The sequence below is a fragment of the Neorhizobium sp. LMR1-1-1.1 genome, from assembly GCF_040675795.1.
GTDB classification, from domain to species: domain Bacteria; phylum Pseudomonadota; class Alphaproteobacteria; order Rhizobiales; family Rhizobiaceae; genus Neorhizobium; species Neorhizobium cellulosilyticum.
On sequence record NZ_JBEGHE010000102.1, the window covers coordinates 131,049 to 145,945 of the forward strand.

General features: G+C 57.4%; 16 protein-coding genes and 2 tRNA genes. 10 read left to right on the forward strand and 8 right to left on the reverse strand.

Going from position 1 to position 14,897, the window contains the following annotated elements; translation table 11 throughout:
* Positions 1-294: 294 nt before the first annotated feature.
* From MRBLMR1_RS30655 to MRBLMR1_RS30670, 4 genes are all read right to left on the reverse strand, one after another.
* Positions 295-3,210, reverse strand: a complete 2,916-nt coding sequence (locus MRBLMR1_RS30655) for a valine--tRNA ligase (protein ID WP_148146399.1) — start codon at positions 3,208-3,210, stop codon at positions 295-297.
* Positions 3,211-3,343: 133 nt separating this feature from the next.
* Positions 3,344-4,237 carry a DUF2497 domain-containing protein gene (locus MRBLMR1_RS30660; protein ID WP_148146398.1) on the reverse strand — a complete coding sequence of 298 codons (894 nt, stop codon included), beginning with the start codon at positions 4,235-4,237 and terminating at the stop codon, positions 3,344-3,346.
* 218 nt (positions 4,238-4,455) lie between these two features.
* Positions 4,456-5,109, reverse strand: a complete 654-nt coding sequence (locus MRBLMR1_RS30665) for a protein-L-isoaspartate O-methyltransferase family protein (protein WP_148146397.1) — start codon at positions 5,107-5,109, stop codon at positions 4,456-4,458.
* A gap of 172 nt (positions 5,110-5,281) precedes the next feature.
* Positions 5,282-5,479, reverse strand: a complete 198-nt coding sequence (locus MRBLMR1_RS30670; protein ID WP_148146396.1) for a hypothetical protein — start codon at positions 5,477-5,479, stop codon at positions 5,282-5,284.
* A gap of 241 nt (positions 5,480-5,720) precedes the next feature.
* On the opposite strand from MRBLMR1_RS30670, the gene MRBLMR1_RS30675 reads away from it, so the two are divergent.
* From MRBLMR1_RS30675 to MRBLMR1_RS30685, 3 genes are all read left to right on the forward strand, one after another.
* Positions 5,721-5,794, forward strand: a tRNA-Cys gene (locus MRBLMR1_RS30675).
* 219 nt (positions 5,795-6,013) lie between these two features.
* Positions 6,014-6,271, forward strand: coding sequence for a DUF982 domain-containing protein (locus MRBLMR1_RS30680; protein ID WP_500067249.1), 258 nt, complete (start codon positions 6,014-6,016; stop codon positions 6,269-6,271).
* Between the two features lie 773 nt (positions 6,272-7,044).
* A complete protein-coding gene (locus MRBLMR1_RS30685) occupies positions 7,045-7,686 on the forward strand; it encodes an exopolysaccharide biosynthesis protein (protein ID WP_148146394.1) in 642 nt (213 codons plus the stop codon).
* A 67-nt stretch (positions 7,687-7,753) separates the two neighbouring features.
* On the opposite strand, the gene MRBLMR1_RS30690 is transcribed toward MRBLMR1_RS30685, so the two are convergent.
* Together MRBLMR1_RS30690 and MRBLMR1_RS30695 are read right to left on the reverse strand one after the other, a co-directional pair.
* Positions 7,754-7,927, reverse strand: a complete 174-nt coding sequence (locus tag MRBLMR1_RS30690; RefSeq protein ID WP_183686897.1) for a hypothetical protein — start codon at positions 7,925-7,927, stop codon at positions 7,754-7,756.
* A gap of 266 nt (positions 7,928-8,193) precedes the next feature.
* Positions 8,194-8,268 (reverse strand) — tRNA-Asn (locus tag MRBLMR1_RS30695).
* 153 nt (positions 8,269-8,421) lie between these two features.
* On the opposite strand from MRBLMR1_RS30695, the gene MRBLMR1_RS30700 reads away from it, so the two are divergent.
* Together MRBLMR1_RS30700 and MRBLMR1_RS30705 are read left to right on the forward strand one after the other, a co-directional pair.
* The gene (locus MRBLMR1_RS30700; RefSeq protein ID WP_148146504.1) at positions 8,422-8,745 is read left to right on the forward strand and encodes a hypothetical protein; all 324 of its coding nucleotides are present in this window, start codon (positions 8,422-8,424) and stop codon (positions 8,743-8,745) included.
* A gap of 172 nt (positions 8,746-8,917) precedes the next feature.
* Positions 8,918-9,160: a DUF982 domain-containing protein gene (locus tag MRBLMR1_RS30705; protein ID WP_148146393.1), complete on the forward strand. Its 243-nt coding sequence runs from the start codon at positions 8,918-8,920 to the stop codon at positions 9,158-9,160.
* 88 nt (positions 9,161-9,248) lie between these two features.
* On the opposite strand, the gene MRBLMR1_RS30710 is transcribed toward MRBLMR1_RS30705, so the two are convergent.
* Positions 9,249-9,893 carry a ChrR family anti-sigma-E factor gene (locus MRBLMR1_RS30710; protein WP_148146392.1) on the reverse strand — a complete coding sequence of 215 codons (645 nt, stop codon included), beginning with the start codon at positions 9,891-9,893 and terminating at the stop codon, positions 9,249-9,251.
* 235 nt (positions 9,894-10,128) lie between these two features.
* Here MRBLMR1_RS30710 and MRBLMR1_RS30715 point away from each other — a divergent pair, with 235 nt between their 5' ends.
* From MRBLMR1_RS30715 to MRBLMR1_RS30735, 5 genes are all read left to right on the forward strand, one after another.
* Positions 10,129-11,166, forward strand: coding sequence for a cysteine synthase A (locus MRBLMR1_RS30715; RefSeq protein WP_148146391.1), 1,038 nt, complete (start codon positions 10,129-10,131; stop codon positions 11,164-11,166).
* A 22-nt stretch (positions 11,167-11,188) separates the two neighbouring features.
* Positions 11,189-11,926, forward strand: a complete 738-nt coding sequence (locus tag MRBLMR1_RS30720; protein WP_148146390.1) for an alanyl-tRNA editing protein — start codon at positions 11,189-11,191, stop codon at positions 11,924-11,926.
* Between the two features lie 33 nt (positions 11,927-11,959).
* The gene (gene sseA, locus MRBLMR1_RS30725; protein WP_500067256.1) at positions 11,960-12,823 is read left to right on the forward strand and encodes a 3-mercaptopyruvate sulfurtransferase; all 864 of its coding nucleotides are present in this window, start codon (positions 11,960-11,962) and stop codon (positions 12,821-12,823) included.
* 15 nt (positions 12,824-12,838) lie between these two features.
* Positions 12,839-13,396 (forward strand): GNAT family N-acetyltransferase, encoded by a 558-nt coding sequence (locus MRBLMR1_RS30730; RefSeq protein WP_148146388.1) that lies wholly within the window; start codon positions 12,839-12,841, stop codon positions 13,394-13,396.
* Positions 13,397-13,477: 81 nt separating this feature from the next.
* Complete coding sequence (locus MRBLMR1_RS30735; RefSeq protein WP_500067250.1) at positions 13,478-13,948, forward strand: DUF1203 domain-containing protein; 471 nt, start codon at positions 13,478-13,480, stop codon at positions 13,946-13,948.
* Positions 13,949-14,049: 101 nt separating this feature from the next.
* On the opposite strand, the gene MRBLMR1_RS30740 is transcribed toward MRBLMR1_RS30735, so the two are convergent.
* On the reverse strand, positions 14,050-14,760 hold the full coding sequence (locus MRBLMR1_RS30740) for a PadR family transcriptional regulator (RefSeq protein WP_148146386.1): 711 nt from the start codon (positions 14,758-14,760) through the stop codon (positions 14,050-14,052).
* Between the last annotated feature and the right edge of the window lie 137 nt (positions 14,761-14,897).

Sequence of the window (14,897 nt, forward strand, 5' to 3'; positions counted from 1 at the left end):
CAACTTTCGGGCGTCGGGACGATTGCAATGCACAATCGCTCAAAATTTACGTAAGCTATTCAGCAACGGGGAGAGAATCGACCGACAGGAGATGAAATTACCGCAAAATTGACGAATCGCAGTCGATCTTGGAATTTTATCTTGTGGTAATATGCGTCTGTGACCTTCACGCAACAGAGTCCTTTTCTCCGGCCACGCATCTGCACAATAAATCAATTGGACATCCAAGCGCATACGAAAATGCCGCACCCATGGCTGGATGCGGCATTTGACATCGCTGAGTCGTCTCTAAAATCAGCCGGCTTCGGCGATCCGCGTCAGCGCGATCTTGAGATTGGCAAGCTGAACTTCGAGTTCGGCATAACGCTCGCGATCGGCAGCAACGACTTCCGGATCTGCATTGGCGATGAACTTCTCGTTGGAGAGCTTCTTGTTCAAGCGCTCCATCTCCTGTTCCGTCTTGCCGATCGCCTTTTCGATACGGGCCTTTTCAGCGGCCAGATCAATCAGGTTGCCGAGCGGCAGGCAGGCTGTCGCCTCGCCGACGACGATCTGGGCGGCGCCCTTGGGTGCGCTATCGGCCGGTTCTATGCTTTCGACGCGCGCCAGGCGCTTGATCGCAGCCTCATGGCGACGCATGCGGAAGGCCGTTACCTCATTTGCGCCGACGACGATCAGCGGTGCGGTCGCCGACGGAGGAACGTTCATTTCCGAACGCGCCGAACGCAGACCGGAGACGAGATCGACCAGCCAGTTGATTTCACTGGCGGCTTCTTCATCACTGAAATCAGCAGCCGGCCAGTCGCCATGAGCCAGAAGACCATCACGCTCTGCCGTGTGCGCCCAGAGTTCTTCGGTCATGAACGGCATGAACGGGTGCAGAAGCGCGTAGGTCTTTTCCATGACGTAAGCCATGCAAGCCTGGGCTTCCGCCTTCGCCTGCTCGTCCTCGCCCATGAAGACCGGCTTCAGGAGTTCGACATACCAGTCGCAGACCTGATTCCAGACGAAACGATAAAGACCGCCAGCCGCTTCATTAAAGCGATAGGTCTCGATTGCCGTCGTGACTTCCTCGACCGTCTTCGACAGTTCGGTGAGGATCCAGCGATTGACCGTCAACTTTGCGTCTTGCGGCCTGAAGTCAGCATTGCGGGTAACGCCGTTCATCTCGCCGAAACGCGTGGCATTCCACAGCTTGGTGCCGAAATTGCGATAGCCGGCAATGCGGGCCGGATCGAGCTTCACATCCCTGCCCTGCGCTGCCATGACCGCCAGCGTAAAGCGCAGCGCATCAGCGCCGTATTCGTCGATCAGGTCGAGCGGGTCGATGACGTTGCCCTTCGACTTCGACATCTTCTGACCGTTCTTGTCGCGCACCAGCGCGTGGACATAGACGGTGTTGAACGGCTCGACCGGATTGCCTTCCTCATCCTTCATGAAATGAAGGCCCATCATCATCATGCGGGCGACCCAGAAGAAGATGATGTCGAAACCGGTCACAAGAACGTTGGTCGGATAATAGCGCGCAAGCTCCGGCGTTTTGTCCGGCCAGCCGAGCGTCGAGAACGGCCAGAGCGCAGACGAGAACCAGGTGTCGAGCACGTCTTCGTCGCGGGTCAGGATTTCACCCGGCGCAAAATTTTCGAGCTTTTCCTGAACCCAGGCCTTCCACGGACCTTCATGCGCCAGATAGTGCTGGACGGCCGCGTCGAGCGCCTCTTCCTCGGACTTCTCGACGAAGCACTGGCCATCCGGTCCGTACCAGGCCGGGATCTGGTGACCCCACCAAAGCTGGCGCGAAATGCACCACGGCTCGATGTTTTCCATCCAGTCGAAATAGGTCTTTTCCCAGTTCTTCGGAACGAAGTTGGTGCGGCCTTCGCGAACGGAAGCAATCGCCGGCTCGGCCAGCGTCTTTGCATCGGCAAACCACTGGTCGGTCAGCATCGGCTCGATGACGACGCCGGAGCGGTCGCCGAACGGCTGCATGATCTTCTTCTTCTCGACATAGGGAATGTCGTTGCCTTCGGCATCCTTGACCGTGACGGCCAAGCCTTCGGCATTAATCGCCTCGATGATTCTCGTACGCGCGACCATGCGGTCGAGGCCGCGATACTCTTCCGGAACGAGGTTGATCTCGTCGACATCGCTCTCGCTCGGCAGTTCGCCGGACTTGGTGATGGCAAGCGCCCTTGCTGCACATTCGGCGTAAGAATCGCCGTCTTCGCGCATGGAAGCGACCGTATCCATCAGGCGATAGAGCGGGATCTTGTTACGCTTGGCGACTTGGTAATCGTTGAAGTCATGCGCGCCGGTGATCTTGACGGCACCCGAGCCGAAATCCGGCTCCGGATATTCGTCAGCGATGATCGGGATCAGGCGGCGATGCTCCTTCGGACCAACCGGGATTTCACAGAGCTTGCCGACGATCGGCGCGTAACGCTCGTCCGACGGATGAACGGCAACCGCGCCGTCACCCAGCATGGTCTCCGGGCGGGTTGTGGCGATCGAGATGTAGTCGCGTTCTTCCGACAGGATGACGTTACCGTCGGCATCCTTCTCGACATAGGTATAGGTTTCGCCGCCGGCCAGCGGGTACTTGAAGTGCCACATGTGGCCGTCGACTTCCTTGCTCTCGACTTCGAGATCAGAAATCGCCGTTTCGAATTTCGGGTCCCAGTTGACCAGTCGCTTGCCGCGATAGATCAGGCCTTCCTTGTAGAGCGTGACGAAGACTTCGAGCACGGCCTTGGAAAGACCTTCATCCATGGTGAAGCGTTCGCGCGACCAATCGCAGGATGCGCCGAGGCGCTTGAGCTGATTGAAGATCAGCCCGCCGGATTCGGCTTTCCAGTCCCAGACGCGGTTGACGAAGGCTTCGCGGCCCATGTCGCGACGACCGGGAAGCTGGCGCTCCATCAACTGGCGCTCGACGACCATCTGCGTTGCGATACCGGCATGGTCCATGCCCGGCTGCCACAACACGTCCTTGCCGCGCATGCGCTCGAAGCGGACCATGATGTCCTGCAGCGTATTGTTGAGCGCGTGGCCCATATGCAGTGAACCGGTAACGTTCGGCGGCGGGATCACGATCGTGAAGGTGTCCGCACCCGGCTTGGCATTGGCGCCAGCGCGGAAAGCATCCGCATCGTCCCAGGCTTTTGCGATCTTCGGTTCGACGGCGGCGGAATCGTAGGTCTTTTCGAGCATTTCCTGACCCGTTTTTATTTATGAATGAGATGGTCGGTTGTTAAAGATGTGGGGGGTGACAAGTCAATAAAAAAGCCGCCCCGTTTCCGGAGCGGCCATATTCAATGGCGTAAGCGGCGATTTGACGGCGCGTTTATCTGCGTGGGCCGCGGGCGACACGCTCGATTTCTTCCCGAACAAGCCGCTCGACGAGCGTTGGCAGGTTGTCATCGAGCCATTCTTGCAGCATCGGCCGCAACATTTCCTGCGCCATATCCTCGACAGAGCGCCGCTCCAGGCCATCGAACACGTCGGCGAGCTCGCCAAAGGACTTCGCCACCTGGGCACCGGCGGTTTCAGAAAGAAGGCCGGCCATCATGGCAATCGAGGCTCCCGCCTGTACTGCTTGCGGCCTTACCTCTGTGGACACAACAGGTTCCGGCTTTATATGATCGGAATTGACAACCTCAGGCGTCGAAATTGCGGGAAGCTGACTCGGCTTATCTTCTTCAGGCTTTACGGCCTCGACACTCGCCGGAGCAACCGGAGACCTTATCGCGCTATCGTCGAAAGACGGGCGCAGCTCGGGCAACGGCAAGGGGATCACCGGCGCGGAAGGTTCGCTGAATACAGTCTGCGACGGAGCTTCATTCGCGGCCGGCGCAGTATCGCGCATCAACGGGATGCCGACATCGGAGGGGCGGCCGGAGCCGGATATCGCCATATCCTGATGCCGTGCGGAGGCTGCGCGAACCCGGGCGGCGACATCAGCAAGCGACAGGGATCGTTCTGTCGCTGCTGGAGCCGCGACCGGCTCCCGCTGGATAGAAAACTCCGGTTGCCTCGGCAAACCGGCATCGTTAGCCACCAAATCGGGAACGAAAGCGGCAGATTCGTCAAAATCCTCGATCTCGTCGTCTTCAAAGGTCGAGGAAGCGTCGTGCAGGCCAGCCGCGTCTGAACCGGGATCATTGCTTTCAATGATCCGACGGATCGAAGCCAATATCTCCTCCATGGAAGGTTCACGCGCTACATTTGGCTGAGCCATTTCATCCTCGCAGTTGCCGAGTGCTACCGTCTTCTCGACGGTGGTAAACTCGTTGCTAGTGTAAGGGCTTGGCGACAAGACACAATGTGACGGGGATAAGCAAAGGCAGCGATACACAGCTTTTGCACAGACATAGAGTCCCGTTTACAACAGCCGATATTGGCTAAAAACAAAAAGGGGCGCCCGGCGCCCCTCGTGTCACGACCATTATACCGATGTCAGAAGACGAATTCCTTGACCTTGGCGAAGCCCGGTAGCGGCTTCACGGAAAGATTGAAGCGGGAGCTTTCAGAAATGGCCCCATGTTCCTTGAGCAGAATCTTTGCCTGCGCAGCGTTACCGTAGCCGATCACAGCAACGAGGCGCCCGCCTTCCGCCAACTGCTCCAGAAGTGCGGCAGGCACCTCTTCCACCGAGCCGTTGACGAAAATGAGATCGTATGGCGCAGTCGCCGCATATCCCTTGGTCAACTCGCCCGTCACGACTGTGACGTTCTGACAGCCCAGCGCATTCAAATTGGCCGCTGCAAGCTCGCACAATCCACCATCGCTCTCGAGCGCAGTGACGGAACCGGCCAAATGCGAGAGCAGCGCCGCCACGTAACCGCTGCCTGCACCGACGTCGAGCGCGCGATCGTTCTTGGTAATCTCGGCTGCCTGAAGCAGCTTAGCCAAAGGAGAAGCTTCCATCAGGTAACGGCCAGGCGAAAGCTCGATATCCGCATCGAGATATGCAAGCGGCTTCGCCTTCTCGGAAACAAAAGCCTCACGTGGCACGGAAAGAAACGCACGCAGAACAGAGTGCGACGTTACGTCAGTGGTCCGGATCTGATGTTCAACCATCTTTATCCGGGCGGCCTCGAAATCAATCATGTCCTGCGCCTCGTATACTGTCTGCCGACCGTATTACTGGCGCAGCCCACTGGTTTCAAGACGGCGCATGGCGGCTCATTAAAAAACCTTCAGAGAGTACCGTTACCGAAGCCGAAAACGCCGGATGAAAGAGAAGCGAGGAGACAGGCCCGGCGTCCCACTCAAACAGGCGTCATGAATGTGGCCTTAGCGGCTGATTCAACTTTTTCGCAGCCAGATAATCTTTCTCGTAGGAGGATCGCAAACCACTCGCACCGTCAAATTCCAGCTGATTTGCAAGGGCGGCTGCAAAAAGACCGTCAGGATAGGTTCCTGTTCCCTCAACCTCGGCGACAGACGGGCGAAACGCGTTGACGAATTTGGTGAGCACGGGCAAATCCTCCATTCACTTCAAGTACGGCCTTAAAAGCGCATGACGCGCCTTCGGTTCCAGGCTCGCGTAAAGAAGTTAAAAATTAACCATGATCCGTGGCGGGACTTGGGTGGTTGCATGAAATTTCTGCGACACAAGATGCGACAAGAAAAATATGCGCATTGATCGTCAAGGCGCTTGCACAGCGTTTCGATTCGTTCTAAACGCCCCGACACACACCGCAAACTACTGCATGGATGGCCTCGTGGCGGAGTGGTGACGCAGAGGACTGCAAATCCTCGTACCCCGGTTCAATTCCGGGCGAGGCCTCCAATTTTCCCCGATATTTAAGTGGACATTGCCTCATATGGCAAAAGCCTCCTCATCGGTTAATTTTATTTATCTATAACATGTTAGCAATCGGCATCCGCGCCGAAACTTGAGATCTTGATCGCCTCTCCTGTCTGGCGAATTCGGAACACAATTTTGCAAGAATTTGGGAACCGAGCCGAACGCAGCCCGTTTTCTGCGCCGCAAATAAAGGTGCAGGACATGGACGACAGGCACATCCAAGATACGATTCTCTGGTCAGAGCCCGTCATGGTAAGGGTGGGCCACGGCTTTATAGAAACCACCAGGGGACCACGTGAAGCGCTCGAATACCTTAATTGGCGCTGGCCGGTTCGCTACGGTGACTATTACGCAAAAGCACTGAATGAATGCGCAGCATGTCTGCAAAGACGGGTTCCGCTCAACGAGGTCAGGGAGCCCTTTATCCTCGCCAGCATTGAGGCGAAGATGCTTGGATGAACGCTCAACAAGCGAACTCTTCTTAACTGAATATTTACACTCCCCGTTAGTCCATTTTTTAAAGCGCGCCACCTAATCATGTCGTTAGCGGCGATGTTGCCGTAACCTTTTATTTCGGAAGGATCGCCATGACGGCGATGATCGACATGAAACTGACTTTTTCAGACGCCTTCGCGGCGCTCGCGACTATCATATCGCTCTCCAGCATCCTGTATGTGCTCCACATGGTGCTTGCGCTCTTCTAGCCAACTTTCCCCTGCCCGACCTCCCGCGACTGAGAACAAACGCCGCTGAATCATTCCTCGCGGGCAAGCCATACAGCAGCAAAAAACGGCAGGGAGCCGGAGCACCTTGGTGCGCCGCTCACTTGGCGACCAACTCTCTTGAAGCGCCCTCACCGGTAAATTCGGCAAGATCCGCATACTGCGTCCTTTTGCCGGGTAACATATTTTTGCGTCGGGACGGCGTTGGTGATAAAATGGTTGTGTACCAGGCGGGGAAGGCGTCGGGTATCGGATATGCAGCAGGAGGAGGCTGGCATGCATTACGTCGAATTTTTCACATCCATCAATCCCATCGTGTTGGGCGTATTAGCCGTGGTCGTCGTTTGCGGTATCTATGACCACTGGCTGGAGACCCATCACAAGTAGCAAAACCACGGACATATGCCGCACTTCGCTCTCCATCTCCCGCGAGAGTAGGAGCTTCGGGTTTGCTTGACTGGCTGTTCCTGATATCCATTGCCTCCTCTGCGGCGGCAATGGAGTACTATTTTGCAGGCAAAATTCGACTTTCAGGATACCAGCACCTCCCTCAGCGAAACTCTCCGAGGTCTTATCAAAGGCATTCAGGGACCAACTGTATCGTTGCGGGATCTGATGGAGCGGATTGGAGAACAGGGACTACTGCTCGTCTGCGCCGTCGCCGCCCTGCCCTTTCTTATTCCGGTCTCCATTCCCGGCGTCAGCACAGTGTTCGGCGCTGCCATCATTCTGATCAGCATTTCAATCACACTGAACCGGATGCCCTGGCTTCCGGCAAAGATTTTGGATCGCGAACTGGACACGAAAAAACTTCTGCCTGCGCTGGATAAAGGCGCAAACATCGTGTCGCGCCTCGACCGCTTCCTCAAGCCGCGCTTGCGGGCGCTAACGACCGGAACCACCGTCAACCGACTGAACGGACTTGCCATCACTCTTGCCGGCGTACTTCTAATGTTTCCGTTAGGGCTTATACCGTTCTCAAATACACTTCCCGGCATAGCCATACTCCTGCTTTCTGCAGGCATACTCCAGCGAGACGGCGCGATCGTACTTGTAGGCCATTTATTCAACGTGATTACGATCGTCTATTTCGGCATTCTTGCCTACGCAGCCTTCAGTGCCGGCCAAGGCCTCGCGACCTTTTTCAGCTGACCAGATCAGCCCTCCTTCGTTGAGCAGAGAAGAATTCCGGCGTGGTATGGCACAGCCAGGCCGGAACCTATTGCAGGTCTAATCTCAGCTGTATCCCCTTGGGAATGTTCGGCTTGCGCAGCGAGGCTATCTGTACCCGCTCGTAGACTTCCTTGCGCTGCTTCTCGTGTCGCTCCCGCAAAGCACGGGAGGCAGCGACCATGGCAAGCGCACGTTCAGCGACATCTTCGGCACGTTTCATCTGCACCTCCATAATGTTCACCTTATGTTCCATTATTTTGGGGAGAAGTCAACAATAGAACTGGCCATGCTGAATCGCTGGGTCGCTTGGCATCTGAAAGGCCTGGAAGGCCCGCCGTGGTTTTTAAGACAAAACTTCGGACCTTATGGCGATCGATAATGGATCAATAGCCATAAACGGCAACGCCGCAGAATATAACAGAAACGGATGTGAAATAAAAAAGCCTTGCTTTCATGGATGTCCACGAAAACAAGGCTTTTTGAATTTGGCTCCCCGGGCCGGATTCGAACCGGCGACCTGTCGATTAACAGTCGAATGCTCTACCGCTGAGCTACCAGGGAACACCGCGTCGCGGCGTGTGCGGCGGGTAATACGCATGCTTTTCCGATTTGCCAAGCGCTTTTTTACAAAAAAACGAAATTCCTTGTTTAATCCCCAGCCCATCCCCATCTCAAAGCAAGATATCTCATGTTTTCAAAGGTTTTTTCGACTGGATGGCATCGACACCGCATAAACGGCATTTCGGCATAGATCCTCGCAGCGGCAAATTGGCGCTCGGCACATGGCGTATTCCGATGCCGAGATCACGCGTCGGACGCATTGGCCTGGGGTCCGCCCTGATGGTGGGAGGCACGCTCGGATTTCTTCCGGTGCTCGGTTTCTGGATGCTGCCGCTCGGTTTCATAGTTCTGTCGAACGACATCTCGTTTATTCGGCGCAGGCGCCGCCGCCTGGTGATCTGGTGGTCGCGGCGCAAACGAGCCTCAAAAGCCGACGTCGATATGAAGCGGAGTACGCATCGGTCGGATAATCAGTAACCGCTGCAAATTCACCAATGCGGCGAATGGAGCAGGTGTTTTCCAAGCATCCGCGTTTATGCGGCAACTTGGCCTAACGCGCGCAGCCTAAACGGGAAAAAAATCGTAGCCGCAACAAGGCGCGGGGTGTAGGCTCTCTATTGTTCGGGGCTGAGCACTGGGAGGATCGTTCATGCCGCATGAAAATTGGCAAAAGCCGGTTCAAGTCGCATTCGGAAATCATGGGACAGAGATGATCAGCGGCCCTTCGGAGGCTTTGATGGTGCTGACCGATCGCTGGCCGGATCTGCGAGGGCCACATTTCGTCAAGGCAAGAAGCTGCTGCCGCGCAGCTCTCGACGGGCGTCGCACGCCCGAGGAGGCCCGGCAGGAGTTCGAAAACGCGGTGAGCGAGGCACAGCTTCACGTCAATTGAGATTGCCTTACTGACTTTTACGAGGTCAGATTGCGGTCACCCGTCGGGTGGCCGCATTTTTTGGCTGCGGCCATGCATCAGCTTAGCATTACATGCCCAAGATATCGCCCAGCATCCTGAAGGTCGGCCCGCTCAAGGTGATGGGCGCCAGCAGAACCGAAAAGCACAGGCAAGGACTATCGGACGCCGCGACGGGTCGATGAATGATGGTCTCGTCGGCAACGGAAACATCACCCTGCGAAAACGCACCTCGATGATCGTAAAACTGCCCCTGCAAGACAAGTGTCAGCTCGAGTCCTTTATGGTGATGATGCGGCAATGCGCGGCCGGGCCTTGCCCATAAAAGACTTGCCTCCATCCCCGACGACTTCTCGATCACATGTTGCTTGAGGCCCGGAAGCTTGGTCTTCCACGGAACATCGTCGAGATTTCTTCCAGCGTAGGAACGCAGATAATGCGGGAGCGAATCGCCTTGCCTTGCCATTGCAGGCGGCACGTCGATTTCCGGCCTCGATTGCAGGATCGCTTTCAACCGGCTTTCGGACGACGACAACTCGCTCGGCTCGGCATCTTCCAGGCTTTGTCCGGCAAGAATTTCCAGTTCGCCTGCCAACCGTCCCGATGACGGCTGCATCTCCAGATGAGAGCCCACGAGGATATGCGCCGGCTCCGGCAGGCAACCGGCGACGTAGTGAGCAACAAGCAGATCTAGCCGTTCCAGGTTCAGCAACATGTCTGTTGTCAAATTTAGAGGCCTATCGGCACAACGTAAAGATGGTAGATTTTAGGGGTACGTCTAATCGGATCACAAAATCGCGCGCATGCTTTCCGACGCGGTTTTGCGTAACCTGTCGCGAGGCAGCAGAGCTTTTCCTATCAACCGAGAGGTCGAGAACGGATTTTCTTGCACGCAAACGCTTGTCCGTGGAAAAGACGCTGATTAAATCAGCCAAAAAAGGCGCTTCATCATGGTTTCCTATCCCAACGTCATCGACATCATCGGCAACACCCCGCTCATCCGATTGAAGGATGCGTCGGAAAAGACCGGCTGCGAGATCCTCGGCAAGGCAGAATTTCTCAATCCGGGCCAATCGGTGAAGGACAGGGCTGCCCTGTTCATCATCCGCGATGCCGAGCGGAGGGGCTTGCTGAAACCAGGCGGTGTGATCGTCGAGGGCACGGCCGGCAATACCGGCATCGGCCTGACGCTGGTTGCCAAGGCGCTCGGATATCGGACGGTTATCGTCATTCCCGAGACCCAGAGCCAGGAGAAAAAGGACGCCTTGCGGCTGCTCGGCGCGGAACTGGTCGAGGTTCCGGCGGTTCCCTATCGCAACCCCAACAATTACGTGAAGGTCTCGGGCCGGCTTGCAGAGCAGCTCGCCAAGACAGAGCCCGCAGGTGCGATTTGGGCAAACCAGTTCGACAATGTCGCCAACCGTCAGGCCCATATCGAAACCACGGCACCAGAAATCTGGGAACAGACCGGCGGCAAGGTGGACGGGTTCATCTGCTCGGTCGGCTCAGGCGGCACGCTGGTCGGCACGGCCATGGGCCTGAAAGCCAAGAATGCCGACATCAAGATCGGCATTGCCGATCCCGAAGGTGCGGCACTCTATGAATATTACGCCCATGGCGAGCTGAAGTCGGAAGGCAATTCGATCACCGAAGGCATCGGCCAAGGCCGGATCACCGCCAATCTCGAAGGGTTCACCCCGGACTTCTCCTATCGCATCCCGGACGCGGAAGCCCTGCCCTATATTTTCGATCTGGTCGAGACAGAAGGTCTTTGCCTCGGCGGCTCCTCCGGGATCAACATTGCCGGCGCTATCCGGCTTGCCCAGGACCTCGGACCGGGACATACGATCGTCACGGTGCTCTGCGACTATGGCAACCGTTATCAGTCCAAGCTGTTCAACCCTGACTTCCTGAAGTCGAAGGGCCTGCCGCTGCCGAAATGGCTGACGCAGAAGCGGCAGATATCCGTGCCCTTCGAAACGGTCTGATCACGATACCTAAGAGCCTCCCATGTCATCACAGCTGCTTTACCGCGACGACTTCTATCTGACCACGACAGAGGCCGTCGTGACATCCGTGCATGAGGATGGCGGGATCGAGTTCGATCGAACCTGCTTTTACGCAACCTCCGGCGGCCAGCCGGGCGATACGGGTTTTCTCGACCGGGCGGATGGAAGCCGCATCCTGCTTGGCCAGACCCGGCATGGGGCAACGAAGGATATCGTCATCCACGTGCCGCTCGAAGGTCAGGCCCAGCCTCTGGTTGGCGAGACGGTAACTTTGTCGATCGACTGGCCGCGCCGCTTCAACCTGATGCGGATGCACACCGCCTGCCATCTGCTTTCGGTCGTCTGCCAGTATCCGATCACCGGTGCTGCCGTCGGCGAGGAGGAATCGCGGGTCGATTTCGACATGACCGATACGATCGACAAGGACGACGTCACGGCAAGGCTGATGGAGCTCGTCAATGGTGATCATCCTGTCTACCTGCAATGGATCACCGACGAGGAACTGGCTGCCAATCCGGGCATCGTGAAGTCGAAAAATGTCCGCCCGCCGGTCGGCCTCGGGCGCGTCAGCGTGGTGTGTATCGGCGAGAACTCCAGCATTGACAGCCAACCTTGCGGCGGCACACATGTTGCAAGAACAAGTGAAATCGGCGCGATCCATATCGCCAGAATAGAAAAAAAGGGCAAGGAAAACCGCCGCTTCCGGATCCGGTTCGGCGAGCCCGAAATACAGGCCTGAAAAGGCCAAGGGAGAGATGGCATGAGCGAAGCGATTGAGGGAAAGACGAGCCGTTTCGTGGTCTCGTCCGAGTGGCTGGCAAACGAACTGGGGGCGAGCGACCTGAAGGTTATCGATGCCTCTTTCTATCTGCCGGCGCAGGGTCGCAACGCAGATGCCGAATATCTTGCCGGCCATATTCCCGGCGCCATCCGTTTCGATCACGACAAGGTCGCCGATCATTCGACCGGCCTTCCGCACATGGTCCCTGCCCCGGACTTATTTGCCGAGGCTGTCGGCAAGATGGGCATCAGGGAGACGGACCGGATCGTGGTTTATGACGGCCCCGGCATCTTTTCGGCGCCGCGCGGATGGTGGTTGTTCCGGATCATGGGGGCTGAAAACGTCTTCGTGCTCGATGGTGGGCTGGACGGCTGGAAGGCCGAAGGGCGGCCGCTGGAGACAGAGACCCCGGCGCCTTCGACCACCACATTCAAGACCGATCTGCGCCTCGACAAGGTGATCAATTTTCGCGAAATGCTGTCGATCGTCGTCGACGGCAAGCGGCAGATCGCAGATGCGCGCAGTGCCGGCCGGTTTGCCGCGACAGAGCTTGAAATGCGCCCGGGCTTGCGCTCCGGCCACATGCCGGGCGCCCGCAGCCTTCCTTCCGGCACATTTTCCGTCAACGGCAAGCTGCGCAGCCTGCCGGAGCTGCGTCAGGCGATCGAGGATGCGGGGATCGACTTCGGCCAGCCGGTCGTCACCACCTGCGGATCGGGTATCACCGCCGCGATCATTACGCTGGCGCTGGAATCGCTCGGTCACGAGGACAATGCGCTTTATGACGGGTCCTGGACAGAATGGGGCGGGCGAGACGATGCTCCGGTTGTGACCGGACCGGCAGATGCGCGATAGGCCGGAACAGTTTTCATGGCAAAGAAACCGCTCCCGCTGAAAGTCCGTGTCACGCGGCTCGAAATGACGGCGGCACCTCGCAGCAGTCTGCCGGTGCCGGTCAATGTGCAAACGGCGATCATGCGCTCGCCCGACATTCCGCTGCATTTCTACCGCTATCTCTACCGACAGGTGGGGAAGCGATGGCAATGGTATGAGCGGCTGCGGCTGAGCGACGAGGAACTGGCCGCCATCATCCATGGCAAGCCGGTTTCCATCAGCGTGCTTTATGTCGACGGCGCGCCCTCGGGTTTCTTCGAACTTGCCAAACAGCCGGAAGACGTTGTCGAGCTTTCCTATTTCGGCCTGTTCGAACGGGCTATGGGACTTGGCATCGGCAAGTGGTTTCTGCTGCAGGCGCTTTATGCCGCCTGGCAGGACAATCCGTCGAAGGTGACGGTCACCACCAACAATCTCGACCATCCGCGGGCAATCCAGCTTTACCAGATGATGGGTTTTTCGCCGGTAGGCACCAGCGAAGAGACGATTGTGCCGATTACGGATGCGGAGCTTCTCAAGGCGCTGGACGGATAAGGGCCAAGGCCGGCAAGAAACGGGTGGCGGCTTTTGGCGATCACCGCCATCACATGGCTTTTCCAAGTCAAGGAGAGGCCCGTGTCTACAATTCGCTTTCAAGCCATGCCGACGAAAGAGGCCGAGGCCCTCTGGAACGGCGGCGCCGATGCCTATGAAAACAGGCCCGAAACGATGGTTTCGGATGGTCCGGGCCATCCCTGCCGCCACTGCCTGCAGAACATAGACGAAGGAGAAGGCCTGCTTGTGCTTGCCTATCGGCCCTTTCCCTCGCTGCAGCCTTATGCCGAGACAGGCCCGATTTTCCTGCATGCGAACCCCTGCCCGCGTTATACCTGCGAAGAGGCGTTGCCGCCGATCCTTTCCAGCCCGGACTATATCGTTCGCGGATATGGTTTTAACGACCGGATCGTTTATGGCAGCGGCGCGGTGACGCCGACCAACATGATCACGGAACGGGCAGCAAGCTTGCTGGTGAGCGACGACATTGCCTATCTGCATGTGCGCTCGGCCCGCAACAACTGCTATCAGTGCCGGATCGACCGGGCTTAGTATATCGCCTCCTCTGAAATCACCGGCCGTCCTTGAGGGATCTTTCCTCAGGCGAGGAGATCCAGAGAGCAACAGTTTGTTCTCTGGATTGAGGCCTAACATCAGCTCAAGCCACCAGTGTCCTTGCTTCCATCGCGATCGAGATCCTCAGCCACCTGCAGGAGAATCCTGACGAAATCGCCGGCTTTCCTTTCGTCCGTCGCCAGCTTGGCGGCGATGACTTCGCGCAGGTTGAGGAGCGCCGCGTCGACGCTGCGCGGCAGTTCCGGGCCGTGTTCGCGGCGCTGGTGATGTTCGTTGCGTTCCTGCCGCTGCTTGATGCGTTCGGCGAGCTCGGAAAGCCTGCCGAGAATGGTGGAGGCGAAGCTGCGGTTTTCTTCGAGATGCGCCCTGCCCTCTTCGGTGATGGCGTAACGCTTCTTGTTGCCATCGGCTTCAGAGACCACATAACCGGCCTCCTCGAGATAGGTCAGCGTCGGATAGATGACGCCCGGGCTTGGCGCGTAAAAGCCGTAGGTCATGTCCTCGATATGCTTGATGATCTCATAGCCATGGCGCGGTTCCTTTTCGATCAGCGCCAAGACCAGAAGGCGAAGATCGCCCTGCATCAGGAAGCGGCCGATACGACCGTCACCTTCATCACCGAAGCCATGACCGCCGCCCGGGCCACCTCGCCCACCACGGCCGGGACCGCCAAAGCCGCGACCGAATGGGCCGCCGCGCGCGGCAAAGATTTCCTCGAAGCCCTTGCTGGCTCCCCGGCCCCCGTGTTCGCCGCACCGATCGCGGCCATCAAACCTGTGTCCAAACATTTCCGTCTCCTTAGACTGTCTTTCGATATATCTAAAGATAGCCCAATAAACTCACAACGCAAGCCTTTCGATATATCTAAATAATATCGAATTGATTTTACGTGCAAAAAACGCCGGGCGCTGCTGCACCCGGCGTT

Excerpts from the sequence above, each read along its gene's own strand:
- MRBLMR1_RS30680 (WP_500067249.1), top strand. The coding sequence starts at position 6,014 with ATGGACGACAGGCACATCCAAGATACGATTCTCTGGTCAGAGCCCGTC.
- MRBLMR1_RS30690 (WP_183686897.1), bottom strand. The coding sequence starts at position 7,927 with ATGAAACGTGCCGAAGATGTCGCTGAACGTGCGCTTGCCATGGTCGCT.
- MRBLMR1_RS30660 (WP_148146398.1), bottom strand. The coding sequence starts at position 4,237 with ATGGCTCAGCCAAATGTAGCGCGTGAACCTTCCATGGAGGAGATATTG.
- MRBLMR1_RS30710 (WP_148146392.1), bottom strand. The coding sequence starts at position 9,893 with ATGTTGCTGAACCTGGAACGGCTAGATCTGCTTGTTGCTCACTACGTC.
- MRBLMR1_RS30740 (WP_148146386.1), bottom strand. The coding sequence starts at position 14,760 with ATGTTTGGACACAGGTTTGATGGCCGCGATCGGTGCGGCGAACACGGG.
- MRBLMR1_RS30720 (WP_148146390.1), top strand. The coding sequence starts at position 11,189 with ATGTCATCACAGCTGCTTTACCGCGACGACTTCTATCTGACCACGACA.
- MRBLMR1_RS30665 (WP_148146397.1), bottom strand. The coding sequence starts at position 5,109 with ATGATTGATTTCGAGGCCGCCCGGATAAAGATGGTTGAACATCAGATC.
- MRBLMR1_RS30730 (WP_148146388.1), top strand. The coding sequence starts at position 12,839 with ATGGCAAAGAAACCGCTCCCGCTGAAAGTCCGTGTCACGCGGCTCGAA.
- MRBLMR1_RS30700 (WP_148146504.1), top strand. The coding sequence starts at position 8,422 with ATGGCATCGACACCGCATAAACGGCATTTCGGCATAGATCCTCGCAGC.
- MRBLMR1_RS30715 (WP_148146391.1), top strand. The coding sequence starts at position 10,129 with ATGGTTTCCTATCCCAACGTCATCGACATCATCGGCAACACCCCGCTC.
- MRBLMR1_RS30655 (WP_148146399.1), bottom strand. The coding sequence starts at position 3,210 with ATGCTCGAAAAGACCTACGATTCCGCCGCCGTCGAACCGAAGATCGCA.
- MRBLMR1_RS30705 (WP_148146393.1), top strand. The coding sequence starts at position 8,918 with ATGCCGCATGAAAATTGGCAAAAGCCGGTTCAAGTCGCATTCGGAAAT.